Here is a 26,954-nt window from a genome sequence, read left to right on the forward strand (position 1 = left end):
ATTAATTTTTATAACCAGTATTTATGAAAATGCGAGTAACTAATGAAGTGGTGGGCGATACCGGGCTCGAACCAGTGACCTCCTCCTTGTAAGGGAGATGCTCTACCAACTGAGCTAATCGCCCACTTCATGACAAGTTTCACATATTTGTAAATAAATGGTGGGCGATACCGGGCTCGAACCAGTGACCTCCTCCTTGTAAGGGAGATGCTCTACCAACTGAGCTAATCGCCCATTTATTTACTTCACTTACTTGTTTCATCGTCGACAGTGGTGGGCGATACCGGGCTCGAACCAGTGACCTCCTCCTTGTAAGGGAGATGCTCTACCAACTGAGCTAATCGCCCTGCCGTCGATGGAGGTGCATTATAGGGATCCCTCGTTCTGAGTCAACGGTTTTTGAATAGATTTTTTCTGTTCGTTGTAAAAATAAGCAAGATGTTCCAATATTCACCAGAAAAGAACCTTATTTAACCAATAATTAAGCTTTTGTATCACCCAACCAATACAATATTAGAACAAAAATATTTTTATGCTGAGAAATTGCCTATCCTTTTTCTTTTTTTACGGATTTTATTTGCATCAACATCGATAACTTGATTGAGGTATCACTTTAGAGTGATAGAATAGAACAACATTTTAGACATGCTGACGTGTTTCTCTGGTGACCGATAGCGAGAAGAAATCTTTCGCTCACACATCAATGATAGGCTGTTTATATTTAACGCCTCCCTATTATTTAGAGAACGTTGGCATGTTAGAAACCACGTATCGCAATTAAGGCAATCTCGATGAGTAAAATTAAAACCCGTTTTGCACCTAGTCCAACAGGGTATTTACATGTTGGTGGAGCGCGTACTGCGCTTTATTCCTGGTTATTCAGCCGCCATAATCAAGGCGAATTTGTTCTGCGTATCGAAGATACGGACTTAGAACGCTCAACTCAGGAAGCTATCGATGCCATTATGGATGGTATGAACTGGTTAAATTTGAATTGGGATGAAGGCCCTTATTATCAAACGAAACGCTTTGACCGTTATAACGATGTTATTGACCAAATGCTTGAAGCAGGTACCGCTTATCGTTGCTACTGCTCAAAAGAGCGCTTAGAAGCGCTGCGTGATCAACAGATGGCATCAGGTGAAAAGCCTCGCTATGATGGCTGCTGCCGTGATCACGCCCATAACCATACGCCTGACGAGCCGCATGTTGTTCGTTTCCGTAATCCACAAGAAGGCTCGGTTATTTTTGATGATAAAATCCGTGGCCCGATTGAGTTTAGTAATCAAGAGTTAGATGACCTCATTATTCGCCGCACCGATGGCTCACCAACTTATAACTTCTGTGTGGTTATTGATGACTGGGATATGGAAATTACTCACGTTATCCGCGGCGAAGATCATATCAACAATACCCCACGCCAAATTAATATCTTAAAAGCGCTAGGAGCACCTGTTCCTGAATATGCACACGTTTCAATGATTTTAGGCGATGACGGTAAAAAACTCTCCAAGCGTCACGGTGCTGTAAGCGTTATGCAATATCGCGACGAAGGGTATTTACCAGAAGCACTACTCAACTATTTAGTTCGTTTGGGCTGGTCACATGGCGACCAAGAGATTTTTTCTCGTGAAGAAATGATTGAATACTTTAGCTTAGATGCAATTAGCAAATCAGCGAGCGCATTCAATACCGATAAGTTGCTTTGGTTAAACCACCATTATATTAATCAATTGCCACCAGAAGAAGTTGCCGTTCACCTTGCATGGCATATTGAGCAACAAAACATCAACACTGAAAATGGCCCGCAATTAGCTGAGTTAGTTAAATTGCTCGGTGAACGCTGCAAAACATTGAAAGAGATCGCTGAATCCTGCCGCTACTTCTATGAAGAGTTTGATGAGTTCGATGCAGATGCCGCGAAAAAACACTTGCGCCCTGTTGCACGTCAACCATTAGAAACGGTGAAACAAAAACTGTCAGCAATTACCGATTGGACAGCAGAAAACGTTCATCAAGCTATCGAACAAACGGCCGCTGAATTAGACGTTGGTATGGGTAAGGTCGGCATGCCATTACGTGTCGCTGTAACTGGTGCGGGTCAATCCCCTGCGTTAGATGTTACCGTTCATGCGATTGGTCAAACACGTGCTATTGCACGCATTGATAAAGCGTTGTCGTTTATCGCCGAACGTGAAGCCTCAGCCCAGTAATTGATTTAATTAAGCCCCTGTGATGGTTAGCATCATAGGGGTTCACACCTTATCAACCTTATAAGCACTCCTCTAATCTCGATACACTCCCTTATTCATTGACGAAATGCTCTATAATTCAGCAATTAAACTTAAAACCACATTATTTGATTGACACCCTGACATTGCTTGAATATTATGCCCTCCGTCCAAAAGATTTTGTTTGGGGCTATAGCTCAGCTGGGAGAGCGCTTGCATGGCATGCAAGAGGTCAGCGGTTCGATCCCGCTTAGCTCCACCATCTAATTCCCTGTTAGGTGGTATCAAAATCATTTTGTTGGGGCTATAGCTCAGCTGGGAGAGCGCTTGCATGGCATGCAAGAGGTCAGCGGTTCGATCCCGCTTAGCTCCACCACTTTATATCCTGTCAATAGTTAGTCAGCCTATCTCTGTTTTATCCCAATATAATAGATTGGTTCGGGATGTCATCCGGTTTTACTTCAGAAAAATAGCCGCTATTGAGATATAACTCTTCCTCATACTATGGCTGTTTTTGATGCACTTCTTGTAAGAAGAAGTGGTTGCGGCTAGCCATGAATATCTATCACCACCGCATCCCTATTGTGCCGTATATCCCCCATCGACGGGTATAAATGCCCCTGTAATAAAACTGCTATCATCAGAAAGTAAAAATGCGACTGTTTTTGCGATCTCTTCACGCGTTGCCATGCGCCCCATTGGGTGAGTCGATGCCATCCATTCTTGAGTTTCAGTTGGTAAATTCATTATATTTGGCGTTGCGACATAACCAGGACCGATAGCATTAATCCTCACCCCTTTTTGAGCATACTCTAGTGCCGTTGCACGAGTTAGACCTAAAACAGCATGTTTTGCCGCTGTATAAGGTGAAATACCCGCAATACCAGTCACGCCATTACATGCAGATAAGTTCACGACGGCTCCGCCTCCCGCCCTGACGATTGCAGGTAATCCGTATTTTAATCCATAAAAAGTTCCACTCACATCAGTTGCGATAACGGCATCCCAATCCGCTAGTGGATAATCCTCAATAGTAACGCCATGAGGTCCTGTGATCCCTGCATTATTAACCAAATAGTGTAACGCCCCACACTGCTGCTCAATTTGTGTAATTGCTGCTTTAAATTGCTCGTGACTTGTCACATCCATCACTAAAGGAATAACACGTTCGCCACTTTGGTCTATCTTATTGGCTGCTGTTTGTAATGATATTTCGTTGCGTCCTGTTATAAACACCGTCGCACCACATTGGTATAAATGTAGTGCAATTTCTTCACCAACTCCTGTTGATGCGCCTGTCACTAAAGCGACTTTCTCTTGTAAATTTTGCATACTTCCTCTCAATATGATTAACTAAAGTTAATTAACCACACTGTATATGATTAACTTTAGTTAATCAATAGTCGATTTTATCGGATTGATAAGGCTATACTGTGTCAATAATCACTAACATGATGAAATAACATGGCAAATCAACTCGAAGATGCACTATCACTTTTGCAATGTACCTTGGTTGCGAGGCGTTTAAGCTTTACACCTGAACAGGTCACTTGGGGGCAATATGATGTATTAGAAATACTTCGGCTCAAAGGGGATCAAACACCAGGGCAATTAAGCCAACTGTTAGGCATATCTCGGCAGAATTTATCCAAGTTTCTTCGAGCACTAAAAGCACTTGGGTTCGTGAGCCAATACCAATCTGAACAAGATAAGCGAGAATTAATCACTCACTTAACCGATGAAGGTCGGGATTTTTTACAACGTGCAGCAACAGGCCGAAAAGAAAATGCCGCTAAAGTCAGTAGTGCTTTAACAGCGAATGAACAAGCTTTGTTTATCCAGCTTTCACAGAAAGTCACTGCGGCTTTAGGCCATGACTGACCCAATACAACTAAACTCGTTTTAAAGGCTTTACAAGGCCATCTAGCCCCTCTATTTTTAAGCCTAATGCCATTTCCATCAGTTGCCCTAATCGCCCCTGTGGAAATGCCCCTTTTTTGTAAAACCATAGCAGGTATTCTTCAGGAAGATCGATCAATACACGACCTTGATATTTTCCAAATGGCATCCGCGTGTTTGCCATATCAATGAGATCTTGTTTTTCCATTTTTTCCTCCTAAAAGCAAAAACGGCATTCATAATGAACGCCGTTTTACACTTTACCACGCTTTTATGTTTTACAGAATTAAGCCAACAACAGCCGCTGATAGGAAGCTAACTAATGTTGAACCAAACAGCAGTTTCAAGCCAAAACGTGCAACCGTGTTACCCTGTTTCTCATTTAAGCCTTTGATTGCCCCTGCCACAATACCGATTGAGGAGAAGTTAGCAAAAGAGACTAAAAATACCGATAAAATACCGACTGAACGTGTTGATAACGTTGCTGCAACCTCTTTTAGGTCGCCCATTGCGACGAACTCGTTAGTGACCATTTTTACCGCCATGATCCCACCGACTTGCAATGCTTCTTCAGCAGGGATACCTAATATCCAAGCAAATGGGTAGAACACGTAGCCCAGCATGGTTTGGAACTTGATATCAAAAATCGCCATACAGATACCATTTACCATGGCAATCAAAGCGATAAAACCGATTAACATGGCTGATACGATAATCGCAACTTTAAAGCCGGCAAGGATATATTCACCCAACATTTCAAAGAAGCTTTGACCTTCATGAATATTGGTCATCTGTAACTCTTCTTCGGCTTCAGGTGGGTATGGGTTGATTAAGGAAAGGATCACGAAAGTACCAAACATGTTAAGTACCAATGCTGCAACCACAAAGCGCGGTTCTAGCATGGACATATATGCACCAACTATCGACATAGAAACCGTCGACATTGCCGTTGCAGCCATGGTGTACATTCTACGTTCAGACATTTTGCCTAGCTGATCTTTATAGGCAATAAAGTTTTCAGATTGGCCTAATAGCAGTGAGCTAACCGCGTTAAAAGACTCTAGCTTGCCCATACCATTGACTTTAGATAGAACCGTACCGATCACACGGATCACAAGAGGCAGCACCTTAATATGCTGTAAGATACCGATCAGTGCGGAAATAAAGATGATTGGGCAGAGGACTTGCAAGAAGAAAAACGCTAGATTGCCTTCGATCATGCCACCAAAAACGAACTTGGTCCCTTCGGCTGCATAACCTAATAAATGGGTGAAAACACTTGCAACGCCTAGTACGAATGAAGAACCGACATTAGAATTCAAGAAGAAGTATGCTAATGCGATTTGAATAACCAGTAGTTGAAAAACATAGCGTAGTCGTATCGCCTTACGGTTACTACTGGCTAAGACTGCAAGAGCGCCAATTACAACAAGGGATAGAACAAAATGCAGGATCGAGGTCATATGCGACTCCATACAAATTTAATAAAGCGGTTTATGTATCTATTCTATGTAATAGCCGACATTTAAATGAGACGGGAATCACATTAGTATGAAAACGACCCCAGTGTATTTTGCAAAAAATATATACCGATCACATTATTACAGTAAATTCTAATTCTTAGGTGGTAGATTGATACAGATCATATCATTACCCATTTTCTGGGTAATGATACTTCAAACTCTCGTTAATTATTAGGCTTCTAATAAGCGAATTAGCTCATTTTCGTCAATGACAGGTATACCTAGCTCATTTGCTTTTGCCAGTTTTGAACCTGCCGCCTCACCTGCAATGACTAAATGCGTCTTCTTAGAGACACTGCCAGAGACTTTAGCGCCGAGTGCCACTAATTTATCTTTTGCTTCATCCCGTGTCAGTTGGCTCAAAGAGCCCGTCAATACCACGGTTTTCCCTGCAAATGGACTATCTATCGTACTCACATCTACCGCAACAGCTTCTGGCCAATGAATATTCGCCTTATCTATTAACGCTTGAATGACAGTTTGATTATGCTCCTCGCGGAAAAAGTTAACGACATGCTTAGCCACCACATGACCAACATCTTGTACCGTTTTGAGTGACTCCTCATCTGCCGCCATTAGGGCTTCAAGGGTGCCATAATGCGCCGCTAAATTTGCCGCGGTAGCCTCACCGACCTCACGAATGCCTAACGCATAAATAAAACGAGCAAGAGTCGTTGATTTCGATTTATTTAGGGCTTCCACTAAATTTTGTGCCGACTTTGGCCCCATGCGATCTAAACCCGTCAATATCCCTGCACTTAATTGGTACAGATCAGCCGGATTTTTCACATATTCTTTTTCAACTAATTGGTCGATGATCTTATCGCCCATGCCATCCACATCCATCGCACGGCGTGAGACAAAATGTTTCAGTGCTTCTTTACGTTGTGCGCCACAAATCAACCCACCAGTACAACGCGCAACGGCCTCACCTTCGACACGTTCCACATCAGAGCCACAGACTGGGCAGTGAGTTGGGAAAACAATTTCTCGGCTATCGGCTGGGCGTTCAGACTCAACAACACTCACAATTTGAGGTATCACATCGCCCGCACGACGGATCACAACAGTATCACCGATATGAACCCCTAAGCGCTCAATTTCATCAGCGTTATGTAGCGTCGCATTACTGACTGTCACGCCGGCAACTTGAACTGGTTCCAAACGTGCAACAGGCGTAATTGCTCCGGTACGTCCAACTTGGAATTCAACATCTTTTAGCAATGTCATCTGCTCTTGAGCCGGGAACTTAAACGCCGTTGCCCAACGAGGTGCCCGAGACACAAAGCCTAACTCTTCTTGGGTTGCAATGTCGTTAATTTTAATGACGACCCCATCAATATCAAAGCCTAATGTTGGGCGAGCTTTTTCTATCTCATGATAAAAGTCCAATACCGCCTGAGCGCCTGTCCGTAATTGCACATACTCACTTACAGGTAACCCCCACTTCTTAAATTGCATCAGTCGCTCATAATGAGTATCTGGCAGTGTTTCACCTTCCACCAGCCCCACGCCATAGCAGTAGAACGTTAAAGGCCTTTTCGCTGTAATACGTGGGTCTAATTGGCGTAATGACCCCGCTGCCGCGTTACGAGGGTTAGCGAAAACTTTTCCACCTGTACGGCGCGCTTCCTCATTCAATGCTTCAAAGCCTTTTTGTGGCATAAATACTTCACCACGAATTTCTACCCTAGCAGGAATATTTTCACCCGTTAAACGAAGTGGAATAGCACGAATTGTACGAACATTAGAGGTAATATTTTCCCCCACAGTTCCATCACCGCGAGTAGCGGCTTGGACGAGTTCGCCATTCTCATACAGTAAGCTCACCGCAAGGCCATCTAATTTTAATTCACAACAGAAGGTTTGTTCTTGCTGATCTTTTAATCGGTCTCTCACGCGTTTGTCGAAAGCAAGATAGCTTTCTTCATCAAATACGTTATCAAGCGATAACATCGGTATTTCATGACGTACGGTGTCAAACGCCGCTAATGGAGCCGCACCCACTCGCTGAGTCGGTGAGTCACTGGTGATCCATTCAGGATGTTCCGCTTCGATAGCCTTCAGCTCTTCCATGAGTTTGTCATATTCTGCATCAGGGATTTCAGGTGCATCTAATACATGATATTGATATTCATGATGACGTAATTGTTGTTTGAGTGTATCGAGATGTTGTTTTGTAGTCATGTTTCACCAGTAAAGATAAAAAACCCCCAGTTAAGGGGGTTTCGTTGATTCTGATATTTAATTCAGTGTGTTGCGGATCCGAGCATGGTACACCTCAATTTTCTGAGGTGTGAGCATTTTACGCTCATCATCAAGGACTACGCCCCCCACATCGGAAGCAATACGCTGTGCAGCTTGCAACATCAATTTGAAATTTTGCCCTGCTTCACCATACGATGGCACCATCATAAACATAGAGATACCCGGAGTGGTGAACTCTGACATCGTTTCTGGATCAAAAGACCCCGGTTTCACCATATTAGCAAGACTAAATAAAACCGGCCCTGTTCCCGATGGATGCACATGTCGATGGAAAATACGCATTTCACCGAACTGGAAGCCCGCTTGAAGAATACTTTGCAACAGCGCTTCACCTTGTAGAACTTGCCCCTGAAGTGCAGCTACATGAAGAACCAGAACCGTCTCCTTGTTGTTCTCTGAAGATTGGTTTTGCGGTTGTTCAGTTTTCTTCTCAGTGTGCGCCTGTTCCTGTTCATGGTGTGTCGGCTGTGGCCCCTCTTGCTCTTCGTGAATGTCAAAATCAAATTCTGGTTGTTCAGGCGCATGCTGAGTGCGCCCATTCGCTGTAGAGACTGGTGTCGCTATTGGTTGAACCGTTGGTTCCACCTTCATCGCGGGTTGTTCATTTACAGCATTAACGCGCGAGTCAATATCAGATTCAACAGGCTCTGAACGCTCAGGCGTAATATTTAATACAGGCTCGGTATCACGAGTAGAAGATGTAATGGGTGGCAAATCAGGTTCGGCACGACGTTCTTCTTGAACCTGACGAGCAGGCTCAGAAACTACCGGTGAAGAGACGGGAGGCTCTACCTTTTGAGTTTCACTGAATAATGCAGAATCATCATCATAATCCGATGATTTATCCTGACTGTCATGTTTTCGGCGTTTTACGGGACGATCACGGAATAACTTAGAGCGCTCTTTACGGCTGGTCCATAAACCATGCAGTAATAACGCAATTATGGCTATCGCACCTACGACCACTAATATCAGACGCAAATCCTGCATCGCTGCTATCTCTAATTGTTGAATGATAATGCCACCACGGCAAAAAATAAGCCAAAATACTTTAAGTTGCAAGCCAAGGCGCACTCCCGCTCCCCTCGCCCCGCATTGCGGTATGATTTTGGGGATTTCAGCGGTAAAACGCCGTCAACCGAAAAACAACTTAAAAAATGACGGATATATCTTAAGATTATTTGTCAAACGTGCTAAGTGCAACCCCCTAAACGATTTTCTGATAAGAAAGAGACAATTCTGCTTTCGTTTGCTGCTTTTTTAAGCAAATACTGACTAGCCAGCCTAAAAACCTATCTATATGATACATAGTCAACCGCAAAGGAGAGAATAAGAAGTATGATACAATCGACAGATTCGCAACAAAAAAGCCATTCGGGTTTTTATTACTTCGTTCAAGGATGGCGTCTTGTTACACGTCCAGGTATTAAACGTTTTGTTATTCTACCACTTTTAGCCAATATCATCTTACTCGGTGGTGCATTTTGGTGGTTATATACCAAACTTGGTGGTTGGATTGACCAAGTCATGAGCTATATTCCTAGTTGGTTACAATGGCTTGATTATCTTATTTGGCCTATTTCCGTTATTTCGATTTTACTTATATTTACTTACTTTTTCAGTACGGTTGCCAACATTATCGCCGCACCGTTTAATGGTTGGTTATCCGAAAAGCTCGAATCAGAATTAACCGGTGTGCCCGCCCCTGATGGCGGTATTGTTGATATCGCAAAAGATGTTCCACGCATGGTTAAGCGTGAGTTTGTTAGGATCGGTTATTACCTTCCGCGCGCTATTGGCTTATTAATTTTGTTTTTTATTCCTGGTATTGGGCAAACTGTTGCTCCTATTCTTTGGTTCCTATTCGGTGCGTGGATGATGTCAATTCAGTATTGCGATTATCCATTTGATAATCACCGCGTTAGCTTTAGTGAAATGAAAAATGCTTTAGCCAAAGACCGCATGAATAATATTCAATTTGGTGGAGCAGTTAGTGTGTTAATGATGATACCTATCCTTAACTTGATTATTATGCCTGTTGCCGTTTGTGGCGCGACCTTAATGTGGGTTGACCAATACCGCGCTCGTCATGCACGCTATTAATTATTCACTGATTTGATCAAGAGTGCGGGGGGAATTTACACCTCGCACTTTTTCATCTTCAGCCTCCCTCAGATCACAGACACAGCGCAACATATTTTATGATAGGTGCTTGTGTCACAACCTTTTACTTATAATTTTTCCACATAAGATAGCAATTCGTTATAAGCTTATACTTAATTTATATTTGCAATAATAGCGAGTTCACGTATGTTTGGAGTCAATCTTATCTATCATTCTCAGTTCTAAATAGGCAACTGCCTGATTATAAGGATATCCCATGAGTAAAATTTATGATGATAATTCGCTAACCATTGGTCATACCCCGTTAGTACGTTTAAAGCATTTCGGCAATGGCAATATCTTAGCGAAAGTTGAATCACGCAACCCAAGTTTCAGCGTTAAATGCCGTATTGGTGCGAATATGATTTGGGATGCTGAGAAAAAAGGACTTCTGACCAAAGAAAAAGAGCTGGTTGAACCTACTAGTGGTAATACAGGGATTGCTTTGGCGTATGTCGCCGCGGCTAGAGGCTACAAATTAACATTGACCATGCCTGAAACGATGAGCGTCGAACGCCGTAAACTGCTTAAAGCATTAGGGGCGAATCTTGTATTGACTGAAGGCGCTAAAGGGATGAAAGGCGCCATTGAGAAAGCCGAAGAAATCGTCAACAGCAATCCGCATAAGTATATTTTGCTGCAACAATTTAATAATCCAGCTAACCCTGAAATTCATGAAAAAACGACAGGACCTGAGATTTGGAGTGATACTGACGGTAAGGTTGATGTTGTTATCGCGGGTGTGGGAACCGGGGGTACTATCACCGGTATCGGTCGTTATTTGAAAAAAACCAAGGGCAAAAATGTCACTCTGGTTGCGGTAGAGCCTGAAACGTCCCCTGTTATTAGCCAAACGCTAGCAGGAGATGAAGTCAAGCCAGGCCCACATAAAATTCAAGGGATCGGGGCTGGTTTCATTCCTGGCAACCTAGATATCACGCTTATTGATAGAGTATTTAAAATCAGTGATGATGAAGCCATTCAAACTGCCCGCCAATTAATGGAAAAAGAAGGGATCCTAGCAGGGATTTCATCAGGTGCTGCTCTTGCAGCCGCAGTAAAACTCGCAGCTGAACCTGAATTTAAAGATAAAAACATTGTTGTTATCTTACCTTCATCAGGCGAGCGCTATTTATCAACGGTTCTATTTTCCGATCTATCCGCCGAGTAATTTTAAAAACCGTTAATTAATCGTTAAAAAAGCACCTCTTTGGTGCTTTTTTTGTGGAATGGATCAAACTTTAGCACGTATTGAGATGATTTCTGACCTAGGGTTTAGTATTAAACATAGTAATTATTTTGAGCCACGAAATTAATCAACTTTAAGTCAAAGATTTGTTCAATTACTCATATTCTTTGCGATTTAAATTGACATTATTTAGGCCAATAAACTGAAAAAGTGTTGATACGCAACAAAGTAGGAAACCTTTTTAACAGTTAATAATCTAACAATACGCAAACCTAAGTTTATTCAACTACACTAGCTTAGGTCATTATAAAAAACTAAAGTTATTGAGGAAATAATATGTTCCAGCAAGAAGTCACTATTACAGCACCTAACGGCTTACATACTCGCCCTGCCGCTCAATTTGTGAAAGAAGCCAAAGCATTCTCTTCTGATATTACTTTGACTTCTGGTGGCAAATCAGCAAGCGCAAAAAGCCTATTTAAGTTACAAACTCTAGGCTTAACTCAAGGTACTGTTGTGACAATTTCTGCCGAAGGCGAAGATGAAAAACAAGCAGTTGAGCATTTAGTTAAACTGATGGGTGAGTTGGAATAACCGCACAAGCAAGAGAGCCTGTGTCACCGCATTAATCTTCATCCCTGAATGGCATCATTCAGGGATATCAGTTTACACACAGATAAGCTTACTGTTGTCTTTTCAACATCAGAACACCTACCCGCAGTAGTAAGGTAATATTATGATTTCAGGAATTTTAGTATCCCCAGGTTTTGCTTTTGGTCAGGCTTTAATCCTCAAAGAAGATCCTATCACTGTCAGCACAAAAAAAATTACTGACGACCAGATAGAAACCGAGATCCAACACTTTATTGAAGGACGTAACAAATCAGCCGAACAGCTCAGCTTCATTAAAGAGCGAGCCGAAAAAAATCTTGGTGCAGAAAAAGCTGAGATCTTTGAAGGCCATATTATGCTGCTGGAAGATGAAGAGCTTGAACAAGAAATTGTCTCTCTAATCAAAAGTGATAAAAAAACAGCTGATGCCGCGGTTTACTCCGTTATTGAGGATCAAGCCCAAGCGCTCGAAGCACTTGATGATGAATATTTGAAGGAGCGTGCTGCCGACGTACGCGATATTGGTAAACGCCTATTAAAAAATATCCTCGGTATGCCTATCGTCGATTTGAGTGCCATCGACAAAGAGGTTATTTTGGTTGCAGCTGACCTAACACCGTCAGATACGGCACAATTAAACCTTGATAAAGTATTAGGTTTCATCACCGATTTAGGTGGTCGTACATCACATACCTCAATCATGGCTCGTTCACTGGAGTTGCCTGCCATTGTCGGCACCTCAGATGCCACCGCGAAAATCAAAAATGGTGACTACCTCATTCTAGATGGTGTCAACAACCACATCTATCTGAACCCGTCAGATCAAGAAATTGATAAGCTGAAAAAATTCAATGAAGAATATCAGCAAGAAAAAAATGAACTGGCAAAATTAAAAGATTTACCTGCAATCACACTGGATGGCCATCAAGTCGAAGTGTGTGCAAACATTGGTACTGTACGCGATGTCGCGGGTGCTGAGCGTAACGGTGCTGAAGGGGTTGGTTTATATCGCACTGAGTTCCTGTTTATGGATAGAGACTCACTGCCAACTGAAGAAGAACAGTTCCAAGCATACAAAGCTGTTGCCGAAGCAATGGGAAGCCAAGCTGTTATTGTGCGTACCATGGATATCGGCGGTGATAAAGACCTGCCATACATGAATTTGCCAAAAGAAGAGAACCCATTCTTAGGCTGGCGGGCAATTCGTATTTGCCTTGATCGCAAAGAAATTCTACATTCTCAGTTAAGAGCTATTTTAAGAGCCTCAAGTTTTGGTAAACTGCGTATTATGTTCCCGATGATTATTTCCGTTGAGGAAGTTCGCGAACTAAAAGCAGAACTTGAGATGCTAAAAGGTCAATTACGTGAAGAAGGCAAAGCCTTTGATGAATCAATCGAAGTTGGTGTCATGGTGGAAACCCCTGCCGCAGCGGTTATTGCTCATCATTTAGCAAAAGAAGTTGACTTTTTCAGTATTGGGACGAACGATCTCACTCAATATACTCTAGCTGTTGACCGTGGTAATGAGCTGATTTCTCACCTCTACAATCCAATGTCGCCTGCTGTATTGAACTTGATTAAGCAAGTCATTGATGCATCACATGCAGAAGGCAAATGGACAGGAATGTGTGGTGAATTAGCAGGTGATGAACGTGCAACCTTGTTGCTGCTTGGTATGGGGTTAGATGAATTTAGTATGAGTGCAATTTCAATTCCTCGTATTAAAAAATTAATTCGTAATGCAAACTTTGCAGATACTAAAGCACTGGCTGAGCAAGCCCTTGCCCAACCAACCGCAGACGAATTGATGAAACTTGTTGATACCTTTATCCAAGAAAAAACGTTATGCTAGGAGCAGCACATTAGTTCGGTCCCATATAAAAACGATTAGGAGAAGGTCCATGGGTCTGTTTGACAAACTGAAATCACTGGTTTCGGATGATAAAAATAGCAGTGGCAGTATTGAAATTATCGCACCTCTATCGGGTGAAATTGTCAATATTGAAGATGTTCCCGATGTTGTTTTCGCTGAAAAAATTGTTGGTGATGGTATCGCCATCAAACCAGCAGGGAACAAAATTGTCGCTCCTGTAGATGGGACTATTGGTAAGATATTTGAAACCAATCATGCGTTTTCTATTGAATCTGATGATGGTATTGAACTATTTGTTCACTTCGGTATTGATACAGTCGAACTGAAAGGTGAAGGCTTTAAACGTATCGCTGAAGAAGGGCAATCCGTTAAAAAAGGTGATTTGGTTATCGAGTTTGACCTTGCATTGCTGGAAGAAAAAGCAAAATCAGTTCTAACGCCGGTTGTGATTTCTAATATGGATGAAATTAAAGAGCTGACTAAGCTTAGCGGTAGCGTTACCGTGGGTGAAACAGTTATTATGCGCGTTAAAAAATAACGGCAATCCCTTTTAAGCTTTTCAAATAAAACCACCAGATAGCGTTGTATGACCTCTGGTGGTTTTTTATGGCAGGATAAAATCCATCGCCATCATATCTGTTGCAATCAACGACTCACCTATATTCGAGCACATTGATGCTTTTGTCAGTGTCTAGATGGCGATGCTAATTAATCGTCAAACACGCCCGTAGAAAGATAGCGATCGCCTCGGTCACAAATAATGGCAACGATCACCGCTCCCGGATTCATTTTAGCCACTCTCAAAGCGCCTGCAACCGCACCTCCTGAACTAACACCACAAAAGATACCTTCTTGTTTAGCGAGGGCTCTCATCGTCTCCTCAGCCTCTTCCTGATTAATATCTAAAACGGTATCAACGAATTCCTGATTGAAGATCCCCGGAAGATAGCCTGGCGACCAACGGCGGATCCCCGGAATTTGGCTTTTTTCCGCTGGTTGTAAGCCCACAATCTGAATATGTGATGATTGTGATTTTAAATAACGACTGACACCCGTGATAGTTCCTGTCGTTCCCATACTTGAAACAAAGTGAGTCATGCGCCCATCGGTTTGCTGCCATATCTCAGGGCCTGTGGTCTTAAAATGGGCTAATGGATTATCGGGGTTATTAAATTGGTCAAGAACCTTCCCTTCCCCCTTCGCTTCCATTTCTTGAGCTAAATCGCGAGCGCCCTCCATGCCAACTGAAGTACTGACTAAAATGAGTTCAGCACCATAAGCCTTCATTGAGGCTTGGCGCTCTTTACTCATATTTTCGGGCATCAATAGTTTGAGTTTATAACCTTTGACTGCGGCGATCATTGCCAAAGCAATCCCGGTATTGCCACTCGTCGCTTCAATCAATGTATCACCAGGTTTTATTTCACCACGTTTTTCCGCTTCTGTGATCATTGAATACGCGGCTCTATCTTTGACGGAGCCAGCCGGATTATTACCTTCTAGTTTGACCCAAATTTCAGCATCCATCCCCTGTGTCAAACGCTGAAGTTTAACTAGCGGCGTATTACCTATAAATTGTTCCAGAGTTGCCACTGTCTATTCCTTATTCTATTTATCTATAATCACTATTTCGAATGATATAGATAGTATCCTAACACCTACAAATTAGCAGCATGAAAAAAATTCACTTATATATCAGTAATTAATAATTCTGGTCGATGTTATTACTAATATCGATATATGATATGTTTACAGGGAATTTGACTGAAAATAGTCTCAAAAAAATGCCATTAGTCAGCTCAAAAATGGTCAGGCAGGCATAAATTGCGTTTTAATATCGAGGGATATTGCGTTGATGAAATAACAACATCAACGCAATATTAGGAATGGTTAGGCACTTTTAGCTAACTGGGGAAATAAGAGCTCATTTTCACCTTGGTAAATTTTAGCCTGTTGACTACCAAGGAAATAGTGCTCACCACGCACAGGCGTTGCATGAGACGATTGCCAAACTACAGAGAGAGGTTCATGCCCCCAACCTATAGGCTGTACCGTTAACTGCCAGAAATGCCCTCTCGGCCCGGATTCAATCACACGAACCGGTAATCGGTGCTGTTCATCAACGTCTTTCTTCAATGTTATATCCCATGGACGTAAAAACACATCCACCTCGCCTTGTTGGGCACTTGCATGATGTAGAGGGAATTCATAACCATCAATATGTAACTGAGAACCTTTAATTTGCCCATGGAGTTGATTCACTTCCCCCATAAACTCCAACACAAAACGCGTTTCAGGACGTTGCCAGATATCATCAGGAGTGCCAACTTGCTCAATATGCCCCTGACTCATCACCACTATTCTATCGGCAACCTCCATGGCCTCTTCCTGATCATGGGTGACAAATACACTGGTAAACTTCAATTCATCATGTAATTGACGTAACCAGCGGCGCAATTCAATACGTACCTGAGCATCCAACGCACCGAAAGGCTCATCTAGCAATAAAATTTGTGGCTCTACAGCCAAGGCACGGGCCAGCGCAACACGCTGTTTTTGCCCTCCTGAAAGCTGAGAAGGATAACGAGAGGCCAAATGCGCCAACTGAACCATATCAAGTAATTGCATGACTTTCTGCTTGATAGCTTGCGATGATGGGCGTTGTTTTCTTGGCATAACGGTGAGACCAAACGCGACATTGTCAAACACCGTCATATGACGAAACAGGGCATAATGTTGAAATACAAAGCCAACATGCCTATCTTTAGCATGAATACGGCTAACATCTTGACCATGGAAGCGTAGTAAGCCATGGCTATGCTGTTCTAACCCTGCAATAATCCGTAATAGTGTCGTCTTACCTGAACCGGATGGACCGAGCAGTGCCACCATTTCACCAGATGCAATATCTAATGAAATATCTTTCAACACTTGCGTCCTACCAAACAATTTCCCAATTTTTTCAATTTGAATACTCATGGTAAATGAACTCCTGATTCGGATTGCTGCCGGCTCAAATGCCATTGCAATGCACTTTTAATAATTAAAGTGATAATCGCCATTACAGCTAGGATCGCAGCAGCAGTAAATGCGCCTACGGTGTTATAGTCTTGATGCAATAATTCTACTTGTAACGGTAGCGTATAGGTTTCCCCGCGTATGGCACCAGAAACAACGGACACGGCACCAAATTCACCTATTGCTCGAGCATTAGTCAGAACAACACCATACAATAGTGCCCAACGGATATTTGGTAAGGTAACTCTCCAAAACATTTTCCAACCTGAAGCGCCCAGTAATACTGCCGCTTCATCTTCGTGACTACCTTGGCTTAACATCAGTGGAACTAATTCCCTAACCACAAAAGGACAGGTCACAAAAATGGTCACTAATGCCATACCGGGCCACGAGAACATTAATTGGATATCATAACTTTCTAGCCAGCCCCCAAACCAACTGTTGGAGCCATAAAACAGTAGATAAAGTAACCCCGCGACCACTGGCGATACCGCAAAAGGAATATCGACTAGGGTTAATAACAGTTGCCTACCAGGGAACTGAAATCGAGTAACTAACCACGCGAGCATGGTGCCAAAGATCAAGTTGACAGGCACCGTTATCAGTGCAATAAGGACCGTCAGTCCAATAGCATGCAACATGTCCGCGTCATTCAAATTCATTAAAACCGCATCAATACCTTTGGAAAAAGCGGTCAAAAATATCCAAATAATTGGCACCACCAACAACATGACTGAAAACAATATGCCAGTGATAATCAAAGACCATTTAGCCCAATTAATCGATTGACGAGAAGCCCCCGTGACAGGTGTAACCTGAGCCATTACTTTCCTCCCAACCTTTTGCCAAAGCGGCTTTGTACGACATTGACGCTAAATAGCAGTAATAATGAAACCGCTAAAATAACAGAAGCAATCGCACTCGCTGCTGGGTAATCAAACTGTTGTAACTGACTAAAAATCATCAAAGATACGACTTCAGTTTGCCAAGCAATATTTCCTGCAATAAAGATAATGGCGCCAAACTCCCCCAAACTTCGGGTAAAAGACAATACTGTTCCTGCAATTAATGCGGGAGAAACTTCAGGCAATACCACCCGTCGAAATGTTTGCCAACGGCTTGCACCCAATGTTTGTGCCGCCTCTTCATATTCAGGCCCAAGCTCTTCTAACACAGGCTGTACCGTTCGTACAACGAATGGAATACTGGTAAAAGCCATTGCGACAGCAATGCCGAGCCAAGTATTTACTACTTTAATATCAAAGTGATGCAGAAACTGCCCGTACCAGCCAGACGCTGCAAATAACGTAGCTAATGTTAAACCTGCCACCGCGGTAGGTAGGGCGAAAGGCAAGTCAACAAGGCCGTCTAAAAAAGTGCGGCCAGGAAAACGATACCGAGTCAAAATCCAAGCGAGCAGCATGCCAAAAACCGCATTAAATAAACTCGCAACCAGTGCAGCCAGTAAGGTGACTTTATAAGCGGCAACGACTTGCGGATAGCTGATCACATCCCAATATTGTTGCCACGTCATTTCAGATAACTGAACGACTAACGCACTCAAAGGTAGCAGCAGGATCAAACAGGTATAAAATAGGCTGCTACCTAGTGTGAGGCCAAATCCTGGCAAAAAGCGTTTCCCTGACTTACGCATTAACGGCGCCCTTCTGCCATCAATTTGTCAAACTCTCCGTTCGTCGCAAAATGGGTCTCCATCACCGCAGGCCAACTCTTAAACTGTGATTCGACCGTAAATAAGCGGGTTTCAGGGAACTTATCTTTATTTGCCGCCATGACTGCCTGATCGTTCACCCGATAGTTAAATTTAGTGATAATTTCTTGAGCTTTTGGACTATATAGGTAATTAAGATAGGCTTTCGCCACCTCTTCCGTACCATTTTTCTGAACGTTTTTGTCAACCCAAGCAACTGGGAACTCCGCCAGAATATCGACAGGAGGAACGATAACTTCATAGTCCGTTTCACCATACTGCTGACGAATATTGTTCACTTCTGATTCAAAGCTAATCAATACATCCCCAAGGCCTCTTTCAATAAAGGAAGTTGTGGCACCACGCCCCCCTGTATCGAACACTTCTACATTTTTCAAAAACTGCTTCATCTGCTCGCGGTTTTTCTTTTCATCACCTTTATTTTCTTGCGCATAGGCTCCCCATGCCGCTAAATAAGTGTAACGACCATTACCCGATATTTTTGGATTTGGAAAAATCAGCTTCACATCTTCACGCGCTAAATCATCCCACGTTTTAATGCCCTTTGGATTACCTTTACGCACTAAAAACGCCATCGTAGAGTAATATGGTGAGCTATTATTCGGTAATCTTGCTTGCCAATTTTCAGGGATCAACTTGCCTTTATCATGCAAGATTTGTACATCTGTCACTTGGTTATAAGTCACCACATCAGCCTTTAAACCTTGCAAAATAGCTAAGGCTTGTTTCGATGAGCCAGCATGTGATTGCTTGATCGTTAATTTGTCATCAGGGTGCTGTTCATTCCACTGCTTTTCAAATTCAGGGTTTAGTGCAACAAATAGCTCTCGGGCGATATCATAAGAGCTATTGAGCAGTTCAGCCGCTACCAACGGCGCGCTCCCCATCAATGAAAATGTTGAAAATGTTGCGAGACTCGCTAAGGCTGTTTTCTTTAAAATCGCTTTTTGCATTAGGCACCTACTTATGACTAAACCAAAACTACGCTAATGAGGTTACTTTATCTGCTTTGTTTATAACTGTGTAGCTATCAATTGCCTTTTAATATATCAAATTGGTATATTCAAGAAATTATGGCAATAAGCAAATAAATTATATTAGTTATCATAAAGTTGACTGCGTGAAAGGCCTTCATGAAGGCGCTAAGCAATAGAAGGGAAAAGTAGGATATTGACGCAAAAGTAAATTGCCGCCAGATGGCGGCAATAAGAATAATTTATAACGACAATAAAGTGTCAATTGAAGGGGCAAAATAGTAGCTTCCTGATACTGCTTTGGTCATGCGTAACAGGTCATCATATTTACCATCTTTTTCACCAAACATACTCAAAAGCTGCTGTTCAATATTATGGAGGCGCGCGCAATACGCAACGAAGAATAAACCATGTTTGCCGCTTGCCGTACCATATGGCAAGCTATGACGCATAATCGATAGCTCTTCCCCATCTTCTTCAACCACCACGCGAGAAACGTGTGAAGTCACATTACGTTCGCTTTCATCCAGCTCCACACTGTCTTTTTTGGTGCGACCAATCATTTTCTCTTGTTCTTGTTCAGAGAAACGGTCCCATTTATTGAGGCTGTGCTCATAACGCTGAACAAGAATATAACTGCCTCCCATATCAATGCCATCAGCAATTAATGCAACTTCAGCAATTTCTTCACCTTGTGGGTTTTCGGTTCCATCAATAAAGCCACTTAAGTCGCGCTCCTCAACCCAACGGAAGCCGTGGATCTCTTCTTCGACTTTAATTGCTGAGCCGAATGCTTTTAGTGCCGCCTGTGCCAATGAAAAGTTAATATCATGGCGTTGAGATTGGATATGAATAAAAATATCACGCTGTGTTGCTGGCGCTAACCCTTTACCTAATGGATGAAATGGTTTTAACTCAGGCGCGCTTTCCGGTGTTGATAGCTGTTTCCAGATATCAGAGCCGAAGGCCACTACAGCCCCTAATCTATCTGTTGGATACTGCTCTTGTAATTGAGTCAGTGTTTCAACAAAACGCTGACAACCTGTTTTTATATCAGCCAGAGACCCTTGCACCATTGCTTCAATGAAAATACCGAAACGGCTATGATCTTTCAAAATACCGCTCTGAGAATGAGACATGCTAATCAACCTCTTTTAAATAATTTATTATTTATGTCTAGCGATATAGTATCTCATCGATGACGATTTTCACCTGTTTTAACGCAAATATTGGCTAACATTTAGAAAAATGCACAATTTATTCTTAATAAGATAAGTGGGTTAAGAGGGGATCGTATATTAGGAGGGAATAACAACGTATTTTACCTTAATAAAACACGTTGTTATATCAATTAAATGTTTAGAACATAATCCAAGCTATCGACCAATAGCTCTCTATCATCACGCTAAATCACCATTATTTTTTCCAAATAATTTGTGATACCGTCCAGCTCTTTAATTCATCATCCGGTGGCATTAAACCTTCTGGCCCTTGCCATTTACCATTAAATCGATAAATGATATGGGATGTTTGCGGGGCTACACATTCAACAGTCGGTTGATTATTAATTGGCTCAGCCATTTTACATGCGCCAAAAGCTTTTTCATAAATACCGCTAAATGATGAACCAATTTTCGTTCCCCATTCAGTTTTAATGTCAGGGTCATCCACAATAATACGTGAAACATAACCTTTTTCAGGGCCAATCACTTCAATTTTAACCGTCTCATCATCGATACCTTGAAACACGGTCACAATTTCACCTTGCTCAGTTTGCATCCCACTTCGTATCGTGTAACGGTTATCTAATCGCTCCTTGATGATGTCAGCTTGCATTGGTGTGAACCCTGTGATCTCCCCCACACCCGCTGCCTTCGCAGTAATAGGGCTACTAAACCAGTTCATTGGTGAAAGTGAAGACCAAAACCCCCCTGAGCCTGCACAACCCGATAGCAAAAACACACCACTTAGCGCGACTATCTGAGAAAGCTTCACAATTACACTTTTGGGCATAACATCCTCTATTTATTGGCTGACTGACTGCTTACTGTGACAACCTTTTTCTGAAAACATTCCAGTTTATAACGAAATAAACACACAACAGCATTAAAAATCCAAATCACGATCCAGTGTTTTTGTATAGATAAGCCTTGCTGGCTGCTCTTCTTCATATAACATTTTTTCGAACATACAGATAGCAGCGTCAGACTCCTCATTCACAAGGAACTCAATTCTGCCGCACCCTCTTGCTCGCAATTTTTTCTCTAAGCGACTAATCAGAGCATTGGCAATACCTCGGCCACGAAACTCTGGATGAACCGCAAGATAGCATGCCGTTCCTCTTATTCCGTCATATCCTCCCATCACAGTGCCAACAACCTCACCTGTCACTTCCGCAACAAGAAAAAGATCTGCACCACACTGGAGTTTTCGTTCAATATCAAGTTCAGGATCATCCCCAAACTCATTTAAATCACAGCGTTCCCACAATGTGATGACTTCTTCAAAATCGCTTTGGCGAAAGATGCGTATTTCCATGTTCATGACCCGTTTTAACTGAGTTTTCTGCCATTATCACCGCTTTTTGCGCACAATCAATATTCAATATGCCTTTTTTAACTCAAAAGGGTATACTTTACTCACTTTTTTTTACCAACCGTTCTATTGGAAAACAATGAATTACCCTGATATTTTTCAAGTAAAAACATTTTTGCTTGAACTACAAGAAACCATTTGCCAAAAAATTACTGAACTGGATGGTAAGGAAACCTTCCTAGAACAAACATGGGAACGCGCAGAAGGTGGCGGAGGCCGCAGCCGTGTGTTAACTCAAGGTGCTATTTTTGAACAGGCAGGCGTTAACTTTTCCCATATTCAAGGAACAAAACTCCCGAGTTCAGCAACCGCTCACCGCCCTGAATTAGCAGGTCGTAGCTATCAAGCTATGGGAGTCTCTTTGGTGATCCACCCTCTGAATCCCTATATTCCAACCACTCATACAAATGTCCGTTTTTTTATTGCAGAAAAAGAGGGTCAAGATCCCGTTTGGTGGTTTGGTGGTGGTTTCGATTTAACCCCTTACTATGGTTTTGAAGATGATGTGATCCACTGGCACACCATTGCACACGACCTCTGCGCACCTTTTGGTTCAGAAACTTACCGCAAATATAAAGCGTGGTGTGATGACTATTTCTTTTTGAAACATCGCAATGAGCCACGAGGCGTTGGTGGGCTATTTTATGATGACCTAAACCAACCTGATTTCGAGACTTGTTTCGACTTCACACAAGCTGTTGGTCATGGTTTTTTAGATGCCTATGTACCTATCGTAGAAAAACGTCGCCACCATCAGTGGGGAGAAAGAGAGCGTCAATTTCAACTGTATCGACGTGGTCGTTATGTTGAATTCAACCTCGTGTGGGATCGCGGTACACTATTTGGTTTACAAAGTGGAGGACGTACAGAATCCATTTTAATGTCAATGCCTCCTTTAGTCCGTTGGGAATATGACTATCACCCTGAGCCCAATACCCCCGAAGCCAAGCTGTATAGTGACTTTTTAGTCTCTAAAAAAGATTGGCTGGCGAAATAAGTGTAAAAATCATTTTTTATAAAGTCGCCAAAGCACTTGGCGGCTTTAGTAACAAAAAATAGCAAAAATTATCAAATATAATTAATTATCAACTAGTTACACTCATCCCCTTGTAGCTTATGATTCCATTTCCACCCACAAAATGGAGTCTATTTATGAATCATATTCTTGGTCGTTCCTATCTTCCCCCATACCTTGTTGATCACTTATATAAAGAATCTCAATGCCAAAAGCTTAAATCCACACTACTTCATATCAATGAATTAATGAGCAGAGGCTATTCGACGGAAGATAAAGAACACCTAAAACAGTTATTTACTTGTTCAGTCCGCCCAGGTACAAACTACGAACGCATCATCCGCGATGCACAGGAAAAAGCATTTTTACCTAACCATACCCATTCTAACCTACCTATCTGCTCTCGTTCTGACCTTTCACTGGAGCCTACCTATCCGAGTCCTGATGAACTTCATATGCCCCATGAAGACTATCTTATTGTTATGAAAGAAGGTGATCCTGCACAACCATACACACCCGTACAGATTGTTTATGATTCTATTGGCTATGTTAGGCAGTTTTATAAAGAGAAGCTCAACATTGATAAGATCTTTGGTTGTGATTCGCAAATCAATGCGGTAGTTCATTTCGACAAAAATTATCCAAACGCATTCTGGAATTCACAAGCTATCTATTTCGGTGATGGTGATAGTATCTATTTTGGCCCGTTTTATAATGATATTGATATTATTGCACACGAATTAACCCATGGGTTTATTACCTTTACGACTGATTTTGATTATATTTTCCAGTCAGGTGCCTTGAATGAATCCGTTGCCGATGTTGTCGGTATTATGGTTAAACAGTATGTAGCAAATGAAACAGCAGCTGAGTCCAATTGGCTGCTCGGTGAAAACCTTTTTATCAATAAAGCCAAAGCTCCTGCTTTACGTTCTATGGCCGCACCGGGAACCGCCTATCGCCTTTCGGAAACAAACAGAGACCCACAAGTCGGTCATATGAGAGATTACAAAAATCTATCTATTTTCCAAGACAATGGTGGTGTGCATATTAATTCAGGTATACCTAATAAAGCATTTTACCTGCTGGCGACAACGTTAGGTGGTTACTCATGGGAGGTAGCGGGACAGATTTGGATCCGCACTATGTTTGATAAGACACTTAGCACGCGAGCAACATTTGACGATTTCGCCAAAGCAACCATTAGAACAGCGACAGAAAAATTTGACCATCATGTCGTTAATCTTACTCGCAAAAGCTGGGAAAATGTCGGTATCTACGTTTAAGTTTGCAAATAAAATGCCCTGTCACTAACAGACAGAGCTTGTCAGCCATAAAATACGGCTGACATTTTAAAACATAAGGTTAGCGTCTTTTCTTTTTACGGCCTGGTTGAGTGAAACGTTTACGAGACGCAGTATCAGCCATTCCTTTAGGCTTACTACCTGCATTTGGCTTGCTACCCGTTTTCCCTGCCGTTGATGTTTTCGGTTTAGCAGACTTTTTCGGCTTAGCCTCTGATTCTGATTTTTCAATCATCTCAAATAGCTTAATTAGCTCATCATCTGTTAAGTCACGCCATTCACCTAATGGGATCCCAGAAAGATTCACGTTCATAATACGCACGCGTTCTAACTTAGTGACCTCAAAACCAAAATATTCGCACATGCGACGAATCTGACGATTTAACCCTTGAACTAACGTGATCCGAAATACAAAAGGAGCTTCTTTCTTTACTTTACACTTTTTAGTTACCGTGCCTAGGATAGGTACGCCAGCTCCCATACCACGAATAAAATCATCAGTAATAGGCTTGTTAACCGTGACTAAATACTCTTTTTCATGCTCATTACCCGCACGCAAGATCTTATTCACTAAATCGCCATGGTTTGTGAGAAAAATTAGCCCTTGAGAATCTTTATCTAAGCGACCAATAGGGAAAACACGTTTACTGTGATTAACATAATCAACGATATTATCTCTTTCCCCACTTTCCGTCGTACTCACAATACCAACTGGCTTATTCAGCGCAATTAACACTAAGTCTTCTTCATTCCTAGGTTCAATAAGTTGTCCATTTACTTTGACAACGTCACCACTAAAAACTTGATCGCCGATAGCCGCACGTTTGCCATTAATAAAGACATTTCCTTGCTCGATATAACGATCCGCATCACGCCTTGAACAAATTCCACTCTCGCTAATGTACTTATTAAGACGTGTCGAAGATTTAATTTGCATGGTTACCCTCTGTAATCTGCATAGATAGGGAGCCAAACGGTTGAACCTAGCTCACTTTAAATAATAACGGATAGTTATTAAAAAGCCGTAACAGAATAATTTGTTACGGCTTTTTCAGAAGCTTCACGTTGACGTGCGACTTCTTCGCTTAGCGTTTTTTCAAATGTTGCATTAAACGCTTACGTTTACGCAATTGAGTTGCTGTTAGCTGATTTTTCTTATTCGCATAAGGGTTTTCACCTTCTTTGAATTGAATACGAATTGGTGTACCCATCACTTGCAATGAACGGCGAAAATAATTCATCAGGTAACGTTTATAGCTATCAGGCAAATCAGAAACTTGATTACCATGAATAACAACAATTGGCGGATTATGACCCCCCGCATGCGCATATTTCATTTTCACACGACGACCACGGATAAGTGGAGGTTGATGCTCCTCTTCCGCCATCTTCATAATACGTGTTAACAATGCAGTACCAACACGGCGTGTCGCAGACTCATAGGCCTCTTCAACGGATTCAAACAGGTTACCTACACCACTACCATGCAGCGCTGAAATAAAGTGAATACGGGCAAAATCCACAAAGCCGAGACGTAGCTCTAACATGTCTTTCACATGTTCACGATCTTCAGGCTTCATTCCATCCCATTTATTAACCGCAATCACTAATGAACGACCAGCATTAAGAATAAAACCAAGTAGTGACAGGTCTTGATCGGAAATACCTTCCCGCGCATCAATGACCAACAACACCACATTCGCATCTTCAATCGCTTGCAGCGTTTTGATTACCGAAAATTTTTCGACCGTCTCGGTGATCTTACCGCGTTTACGGACACCCGCTGTATCAATTAAAACGTATTCACGCCCGTCACGCTCCATTGGAATATAGATACTGTCACGAGTTGTGCCTGGCATATCAAACACCACAACACGCTCTTCTCCAAGGATACGGTTAGTCAGTGTTGATTTACCTACATTTGGGCGCCCAACGATCGCTAATTTAATTGGTAACGTTGTTGGATCAAACTCCTCGTCTTCTTCATCAAACTCAGCTTCAGCCTCTTGCGCTGCCCAATACGCCGCGTTTTCTTCTTCCTCGGTTAGCTCGACTTCTTCTTCTATTTCAATGAAAGGTTTTAGCGATTTTTCGATTAGCTGGGTCACACCGCGACCATGTGACGCTGCAATAGGGTGGATTTCACCTAAGCCAAGTGAATAAAAGTCTCCAATTACACTGTCAGCATCAATACCATCCGTCTTATTGGCGACCAGATATGTTTTTTTCTTACGGCTACGCAGGTGTTTTGCGATACCTTCATCAGCAGGCATTAACCCTGCACGTGCATCGACCATAAATAGAACCACATCAGCTTCTTCAATCGCTTGTAAGGATTGTGCTGCCATGTGGGTTTCGACGCCTTCCTCAGTACCATCGATACCACCCGTATCAATAATAATGAACTCATGCCCTTCCACTTCGGCACGACCATATTTGCGATCACGAGTCAGACCAGGAAAATCCGCTACCAGTGCATCACGGGTACGGGTTAATCGATTAAATAACGTGGATTTTCCTACGTTTGGACGCCCAACCAGCGCTACGACGGGTATCAT

The 26,954-nt window shown here is 42.3% G+C and carries 24 protein-coding genes and 5 tRNA genes; 11 read left to right on the plus strand and 18 right to left on the minus strand.

Annotated features, from left to right (window positions below):
* Nucleotides 1–48: 48 nt before the first annotated feature.
* The 3 genes from PR675_RS07945 to PR675_RS07955 form a co-directional block, all read right to left on the minus strand.
* A tRNA-Val gene (locus tag PR675_RS07945) sits at nucleotides 49–124 on the minus strand.
* A 34-nt stretch (nucleotides 125–158) separates the two neighbouring features.
* Nucleotides 159–234 (minus strand) — tRNA-Val (locus PR675_RS07950).
* Between the two features lie 37 nt (nucleotides 235–271).
* Nucleotides 272–347, minus strand: a tRNA-Val gene (locus PR675_RS07955).
* Between the two features lie 444 nt (nucleotides 348–791).
* Here PR675_RS07955 and gltX point away from each other — a divergent pair.
* From gltX to PR675_RS07970, 3 genes are all read left to right on the plus strand, one after another.
* The gene (gene gltX, locus PR675_RS07960; RefSeq protein ID WP_004921297.1) at nucleotides 792–2,213 is read left to right on the plus strand and encodes a glutamate--tRNA ligase; all 1,422 of its coding nucleotides are present in this window, start codon (nucleotides 792–794) and stop codon (nucleotides 2,211–2,213) included.
* A 204-nt stretch (nucleotides 2,214–2,417) separates the two neighbouring features.
* Nucleotides 2,418–2,493 (plus strand) — tRNA-Ala (locus PR675_RS07965).
* Nucleotides 2,494–2,531: 38 nt separating this feature from the next.
* Nucleotides 2,532–2,607: transfer RNA gene (locus PR675_RS07970), tRNA-Ala, on the plus strand.
* A 203-nt stretch (nucleotides 2,608–2,810) separates the two neighbouring features.
* Here PR675_RS07970 and PR675_RS07975 read toward each other — a convergent pair.
* Nucleotides 2,811–3,563 (minus strand): SDR family NAD(P)-dependent oxidoreductase, encoded by a 753-nt coding sequence (locus tag PR675_RS07975; RefSeq protein ID WP_014656307.1) that lies wholly within the window; start codon nucleotides 3,561–3,563, stop codon nucleotides 2,811–2,813.
* A gap of 132 nt (nucleotides 3,564–3,695) precedes the next feature.
* On the opposite strand from PR675_RS07975, the gene PR675_RS07980 reads away from it, so the two are divergent.
* Complete coding sequence (locus PR675_RS07980; protein ID WP_004921302.1) at nucleotides 3,696–4,112, plus strand: MarR family winged helix-turn-helix transcriptional regulator; 417 nt, start codon at nucleotides 3,696–3,698, stop codon at nucleotides 4,110–4,112.
* A 10-nt stretch (nucleotides 4,113–4,122) separates the two neighbouring features.
* Here PR675_RS07980 and PR675_RS07985 read toward each other — a convergent pair whose 3' ends face one another.
* The 4 genes from PR675_RS07985 to zipA all read right to left on the minus strand — a co-directional run bounded on the left by PR675_RS07985 (nucleotide 4,123) and on the right by zipA (nucleotide 8,911).
* Complete coding sequence (locus PR675_RS07985) at nucleotides 4,123–4,338, minus strand: DUF3820 family protein (protein WP_004921304.1); 216 nt, start codon at nucleotides 4,336–4,338, stop codon at nucleotides 4,123–4,125.
* A 70-nt stretch (nucleotides 4,339–4,408) separates the two neighbouring features.
* Nucleotides 4,409–5,593, minus strand: a complete 1,185-nt coding sequence (locus PR675_RS07990) for a NupC/NupG family nucleoside CNT transporter (protein ID WP_014656308.1) — start codon at nucleotides 5,591–5,593, stop codon at nucleotides 4,409–4,411.
* Between the two features lie 231 nt (nucleotides 5,594–5,824).
* Nucleotides 5,825–7,840, minus strand: coding sequence for an NAD-dependent DNA ligase LigA (gene ligA, locus PR675_RS07995; RefSeq protein WP_004921309.1), 2,016 nt, complete (start codon nucleotides 7,838–7,840; stop codon nucleotides 5,825–5,827).
* A 57-nt stretch (nucleotides 7,841–7,897) separates the two neighbouring features.
* Nucleotides 7,898–8,911 (minus strand): cell division protein ZipA, encoded by a 1,014-nt coding sequence (gene zipA, locus PR675_RS08000; RefSeq protein WP_151207855.1) that lies wholly within the window; start codon nucleotides 8,909–8,911, stop codon nucleotides 7,898–7,900.
* Between the two features lie 348 nt (nucleotides 8,912–9,259).
* Here zipA and cysZ point away from each other — a divergent pair, with 348 nt between their 5' ends.
* From cysZ to crr, 5 genes are all read left to right on the plus strand, one after another.
* Nucleotides 9,260–10,024 carry a sulfate transporter CysZ gene (gene cysZ / locus PR675_RS08005; RefSeq protein WP_004921313.1) on the plus strand — a complete coding sequence of 255 codons (765 nt, stop codon included), beginning with the start codon at nucleotides 9,260–9,262 and terminating at the stop codon, nucleotides 10,022–10,024.
* Nucleotides 10,025–10,301: 277 nt separating this feature from the next.
* Nucleotides 10,302–11,255 carry a cysteine synthase A gene (gene cysK, locus PR675_RS08010; protein ID WP_004921315.1) on the plus strand — a complete coding sequence of 318 codons (954 nt, stop codon included), beginning with the start codon at nucleotides 10,302–10,304 and terminating at the stop codon, nucleotides 11,253–11,255.
* 354 nt (nucleotides 11,256–11,609) lie between these two features.
* Nucleotides 11,610–11,867 carry a phosphocarrier protein Hpr gene (ptsH, locus tag PR675_RS08015; protein ID WP_004921318.1) on the plus strand — a complete coding sequence of 86 codons (258 nt, stop codon included), beginning with the start codon at nucleotides 11,610–11,612 and terminating at the stop codon, nucleotides 11,865–11,867.
* Between the two features lie 142 nt (nucleotides 11,868–12,009).
* Entirely contained in the window at nucleotides 12,010–13,737 is a 1,728-nt protein-coding gene (gene ptsI, locus PR675_RS08020) for a phosphoenolpyruvate-protein phosphotransferase PtsI (RefSeq protein WP_060561138.1), read from the plus strand.
* 49 nt (nucleotides 13,738–13,786) lie between these two features.
* Complete coding sequence (crr, locus tag PR675_RS08025) at nucleotides 13,787–14,296, plus strand: PTS glucose transporter subunit IIA (protein WP_004921322.1); 510 nt, start codon at nucleotides 13,787–13,789, stop codon at nucleotides 14,294–14,296.
* 170 nt (nucleotides 14,297–14,466) lie between these two features.
* On the opposite strand, the gene cysM is transcribed toward crr, so the two are convergent.
* The 8 genes from cysM to PR675_RS08065 form a co-directional block, all read right to left on the minus strand.
* On the minus strand, nucleotides 14,467–15,351 hold the full coding sequence (gene cysM, locus PR675_RS08030) for a cysteine synthase CysM (RefSeq protein WP_004921324.1): 885 nt from the start codon (nucleotides 15,349–15,351) through the stop codon (nucleotides 14,467–14,469).
* Between the two features lie 297 nt (nucleotides 15,352–15,648).
* On the minus strand, nucleotides 15,649–16,737 hold the full coding sequence (gene cysA / locus PR675_RS08035; protein WP_060561139.1) for a sulfate/thiosulfate ABC transporter ATP-binding protein CysA: 1,089 nt from the start codon (nucleotides 16,735–16,737) through the stop codon (nucleotides 15,649–15,651).
* Nucleotides 16,734–17,600 (minus strand): sulfate/thiosulfate ABC transporter permease CysW, encoded by an 867-nt coding sequence (gene cysW, locus PR675_RS08040; protein ID WP_060561140.1) that lies wholly within the window; start codon nucleotides 17,598–17,600, stop codon nucleotides 16,734–16,736. The genes cysA and cysW overlap by 4 nt, the downstream gene beginning before the upstream one ends.
* The gene (cysT, locus tag PR675_RS08045) at nucleotides 17,600–18,430 is read right to left on the minus strand and encodes a sulfate/thiosulfate ABC transporter permease CysT (RefSeq protein WP_004921329.1); all 831 of its coding nucleotides are present in this window, start codon (nucleotides 18,428–18,430) and stop codon (nucleotides 17,600–17,602) included. The genes cysW and cysT overlap by 1 nt, the downstream gene beginning before the upstream one ends.
* Entirely contained in the window at nucleotides 18,430–19,461 is a 1,032-nt protein-coding gene (gene cysP / locus PR675_RS08050) for a thiosulfate ABC transporter substrate-binding protein CysP (RefSeq protein ID WP_272582719.1), read from the minus strand. Before cysP ends, cysT begins: the two co-directional genes overlap by 1 nt.
* A 263-nt stretch (nucleotides 19,462–19,724) precedes the next feature.
* Complete coding sequence (locus PR675_RS08055; protein WP_036940983.1) at nucleotides 19,725–20,621, minus strand: Dyp-type peroxidase; 897 nt, start codon at nucleotides 20,619–20,621, stop codon at nucleotides 19,725–19,727.
* Nucleotides 20,622–20,898: 277 nt separating this feature from the next.
* Nucleotides 20,899–21,495 carry an RpoE-regulated lipoprotein gene (locus tag PR675_RS08060; RefSeq protein ID WP_004921336.1) on the minus strand — a complete coding sequence of 199 codons (597 nt, stop codon included), beginning with the start codon at nucleotides 21,493–21,495 and terminating at the stop codon, nucleotides 20,899–20,901.
* 93 nt (nucleotides 21,496–21,588) lie between these two features.
* Nucleotides 21,589–22,020, minus strand: coding sequence for a GNAT family acetyltransferase (locus tag PR675_RS08065; protein WP_014656314.1), 432 nt, complete (start codon nucleotides 22,018–22,020; stop codon nucleotides 21,589–21,591).
* 136 nt (nucleotides 22,021–22,156) lie between these two features.
* Here PR675_RS08065 and hemF point away from each other — a divergent pair, with 136 nt between their 5' ends.
* Together hemF and PR675_RS08075 are read left to right on the plus strand one after the other, a co-directional pair.
* Nucleotides 22,157–23,074, plus strand: coding sequence for an oxygen-dependent coproporphyrinogen oxidase (gene hemF / locus PR675_RS08070; protein WP_060561142.1), 918 nt, complete (start codon nucleotides 22,157–22,159; stop codon nucleotides 23,072–23,074).
* 155 nt (nucleotides 23,075–23,229) lie between these two features.
* A complete protein-coding gene (locus PR675_RS08075; protein ID WP_060561143.1) occupies nucleotides 23,230–24,378 on the plus strand; it encodes a M4 family metallopeptidase in 1,149 nt (382 codons plus the stop codon).
* 79 nt (nucleotides 24,379–24,457) lie between these two features.
* On the opposite strand, the gene rluF is transcribed toward PR675_RS08075, so the two are convergent.
* Together rluF and der are read right to left on the minus strand one after the other, a co-directional pair.
* Nucleotides 24,458–25,333, minus strand: coding sequence for a 23S rRNA pseudouridine(2604) synthase RluF (rluF, locus tag PR675_RS08080; RefSeq protein WP_004921343.1), 876 nt, complete (start codon nucleotides 25,331–25,333; stop codon nucleotides 24,458–24,460).
* Nucleotides 25,334–25,481: 148 nt separating this feature from the next.
* Nucleotides 25,482–26,954 carry a ribosome biogenesis GTPase Der gene (der, locus tag PR675_RS08085; RefSeq protein ID WP_004921345.1) on the minus strand — a complete coding sequence of 491 codons (1,473 nt, stop codon included), beginning with the start codon at nucleotides 26,952–26,954 and terminating at the stop codon, nucleotides 25,482–25,484.

Source organism: Providencia sp. PROV261, assembly GCF_028477945.1.
Classification (GTDB): Bacteria; Pseudomonadota; Gammaproteobacteria; order Enterobacterales; family Enterobacteriaceae; genus Providencia; species Providencia stuartii.

Excerpts from the sequence above, each read along its gene's own strand:
- gltX (WP_004921297.1), top strand. The coding sequence starts at position 792 with ATGAGTAAAATTAAAACCCGTTTTGCACCTAGTCCAACAGGGTATTTA.
- PR675_RS07975 (WP_014656307.1), bottom strand. The coding sequence starts at position 3,563 with ATGCAAAATTTACAAGAGAAAGTCGCTTTAGTGACAGGCGCATCAACA.
- PR675_RS07980 (WP_004921302.1), top strand. The coding sequence starts at position 3,696 with ATGGCAAATCAACTCGAAGATGCACTATCACTTTTGCAATGTACCTTG.
- PR675_RS07985 (WP_004921304.1), bottom strand. The coding sequence starts at position 4,338 with ATGGAAAAACAAGATCTCATTGATATGGCAAACACGCGGATGCCATTT.
- PR675_RS07990 (WP_014656308.1), bottom strand. The coding sequence starts at position 5,593 with ATGACCTCGATCCTGCATTTTGTTCTATCCCTTGTTGTAATTGGCGCT.
- ligA (WP_004921309.1), bottom strand. The coding sequence starts at position 7,840 with ATGACTACAAAACAACATCTCGATACACTCAAACAACAATTACGTCAT.
- zipA (WP_151207855.1), bottom strand. The coding sequence starts at position 8,911 with ATGCAGGATTTGCGTCTGATATTAGTGGTCGTAGGTGCGATAGCCATA.
- cysZ (WP_004921313.1), top strand. The coding sequence starts at position 9,260 with ATGATACAATCGACAGATTCGCAACAAAAAAGCCATTCGGGTTTTTAT.
- cysK (WP_004921315.1), top strand. The coding sequence starts at position 10,302 with ATGAGTAAAATTTATGATGATAATTCGCTAACCATTGGTCATACCCCG.
- ptsH (WP_004921318.1), top strand. The coding sequence starts at position 11,610 with ATGTTCCAGCAAGAAGTCACTATTACAGCACCTAACGGCTTACATACT.
- ptsI (WP_060561138.1), top strand. The coding sequence starts at position 12,010 with ATGATTTCAGGAATTTTAGTATCCCCAGGTTTTGCTTTTGGTCAGGCT.
- crr (WP_004921322.1), top strand. The coding sequence starts at position 13,787 with ATGGGTCTGTTTGACAAACTGAAATCACTGGTTTCGGATGATAAAAAT.
- cysA (WP_060561139.1), bottom strand. The coding sequence starts at position 16,737 with ATGAGTATTCAAATTGAAAAAATTGGGAAATTGTTTGGTAGGACGCAA.
- cysW (WP_060561140.1), bottom strand. The coding sequence starts at position 17,600 with ATGGCTCAGGTTACACCTGTCACGGGGGCTTCTCGTCAATCGATTAAT.
- cysT (WP_004921329.1), bottom strand. The coding sequence starts at position 18,430 with ATGCGTAAGTCAGGGAAACGCTTTTTGCCAGGATTTGGCCTCACACTA.
- cysP (WP_272582719.1), bottom strand. The coding sequence starts at position 19,461 with ATGCAAAAAGCGATTTTAAAGAAAACAGCCTTAGCGAGTCTCGCAACA.
- PR675_RS08055 (WP_036940983.1), bottom strand. The coding sequence starts at position 20,621 with ATGTCTCATTCTCAGAGCGGTATTTTGAAAGATCATAGCCGTTTCGGT.
- PR675_RS08060 (WP_004921336.1), bottom strand. The coding sequence starts at position 21,495 with ATGCCCAAAAGTGTAATTGTGAAGCTTTCTCAGATAGTCGCGCTAAGT.
- PR675_RS08065 (WP_014656314.1), bottom strand. The coding sequence starts at position 22,020 with ATGGAAATACGCATCTTTCGCCAAAGCGATTTTGAAGAAGTCATCACA.
- hemF (WP_060561142.1), top strand. The coding sequence starts at position 22,157 with ATGAATTACCCTGATATTTTTCAAGTAAAAACATTTTTGCTTGAACTA.
- PR675_RS08075 (WP_060561143.1), top strand. The coding sequence starts at position 23,230 with ATGAATCATATTCTTGGTCGTTCCTATCTTCCCCCATACCTTGTTGAT.
- rluF (WP_004921343.1), bottom strand. The coding sequence starts at position 25,333 with ATGCAAATTAAATCTTCGACACGTCTTAATAAGTACATTAGCGAGAGT.
- der (WP_004921345.1), bottom strand. The coding sequence starts at position 26,954 with ATGATACCCGTCGTAGCGCTGGTTGGGCGTCCAAACGTAGGAAAATCC.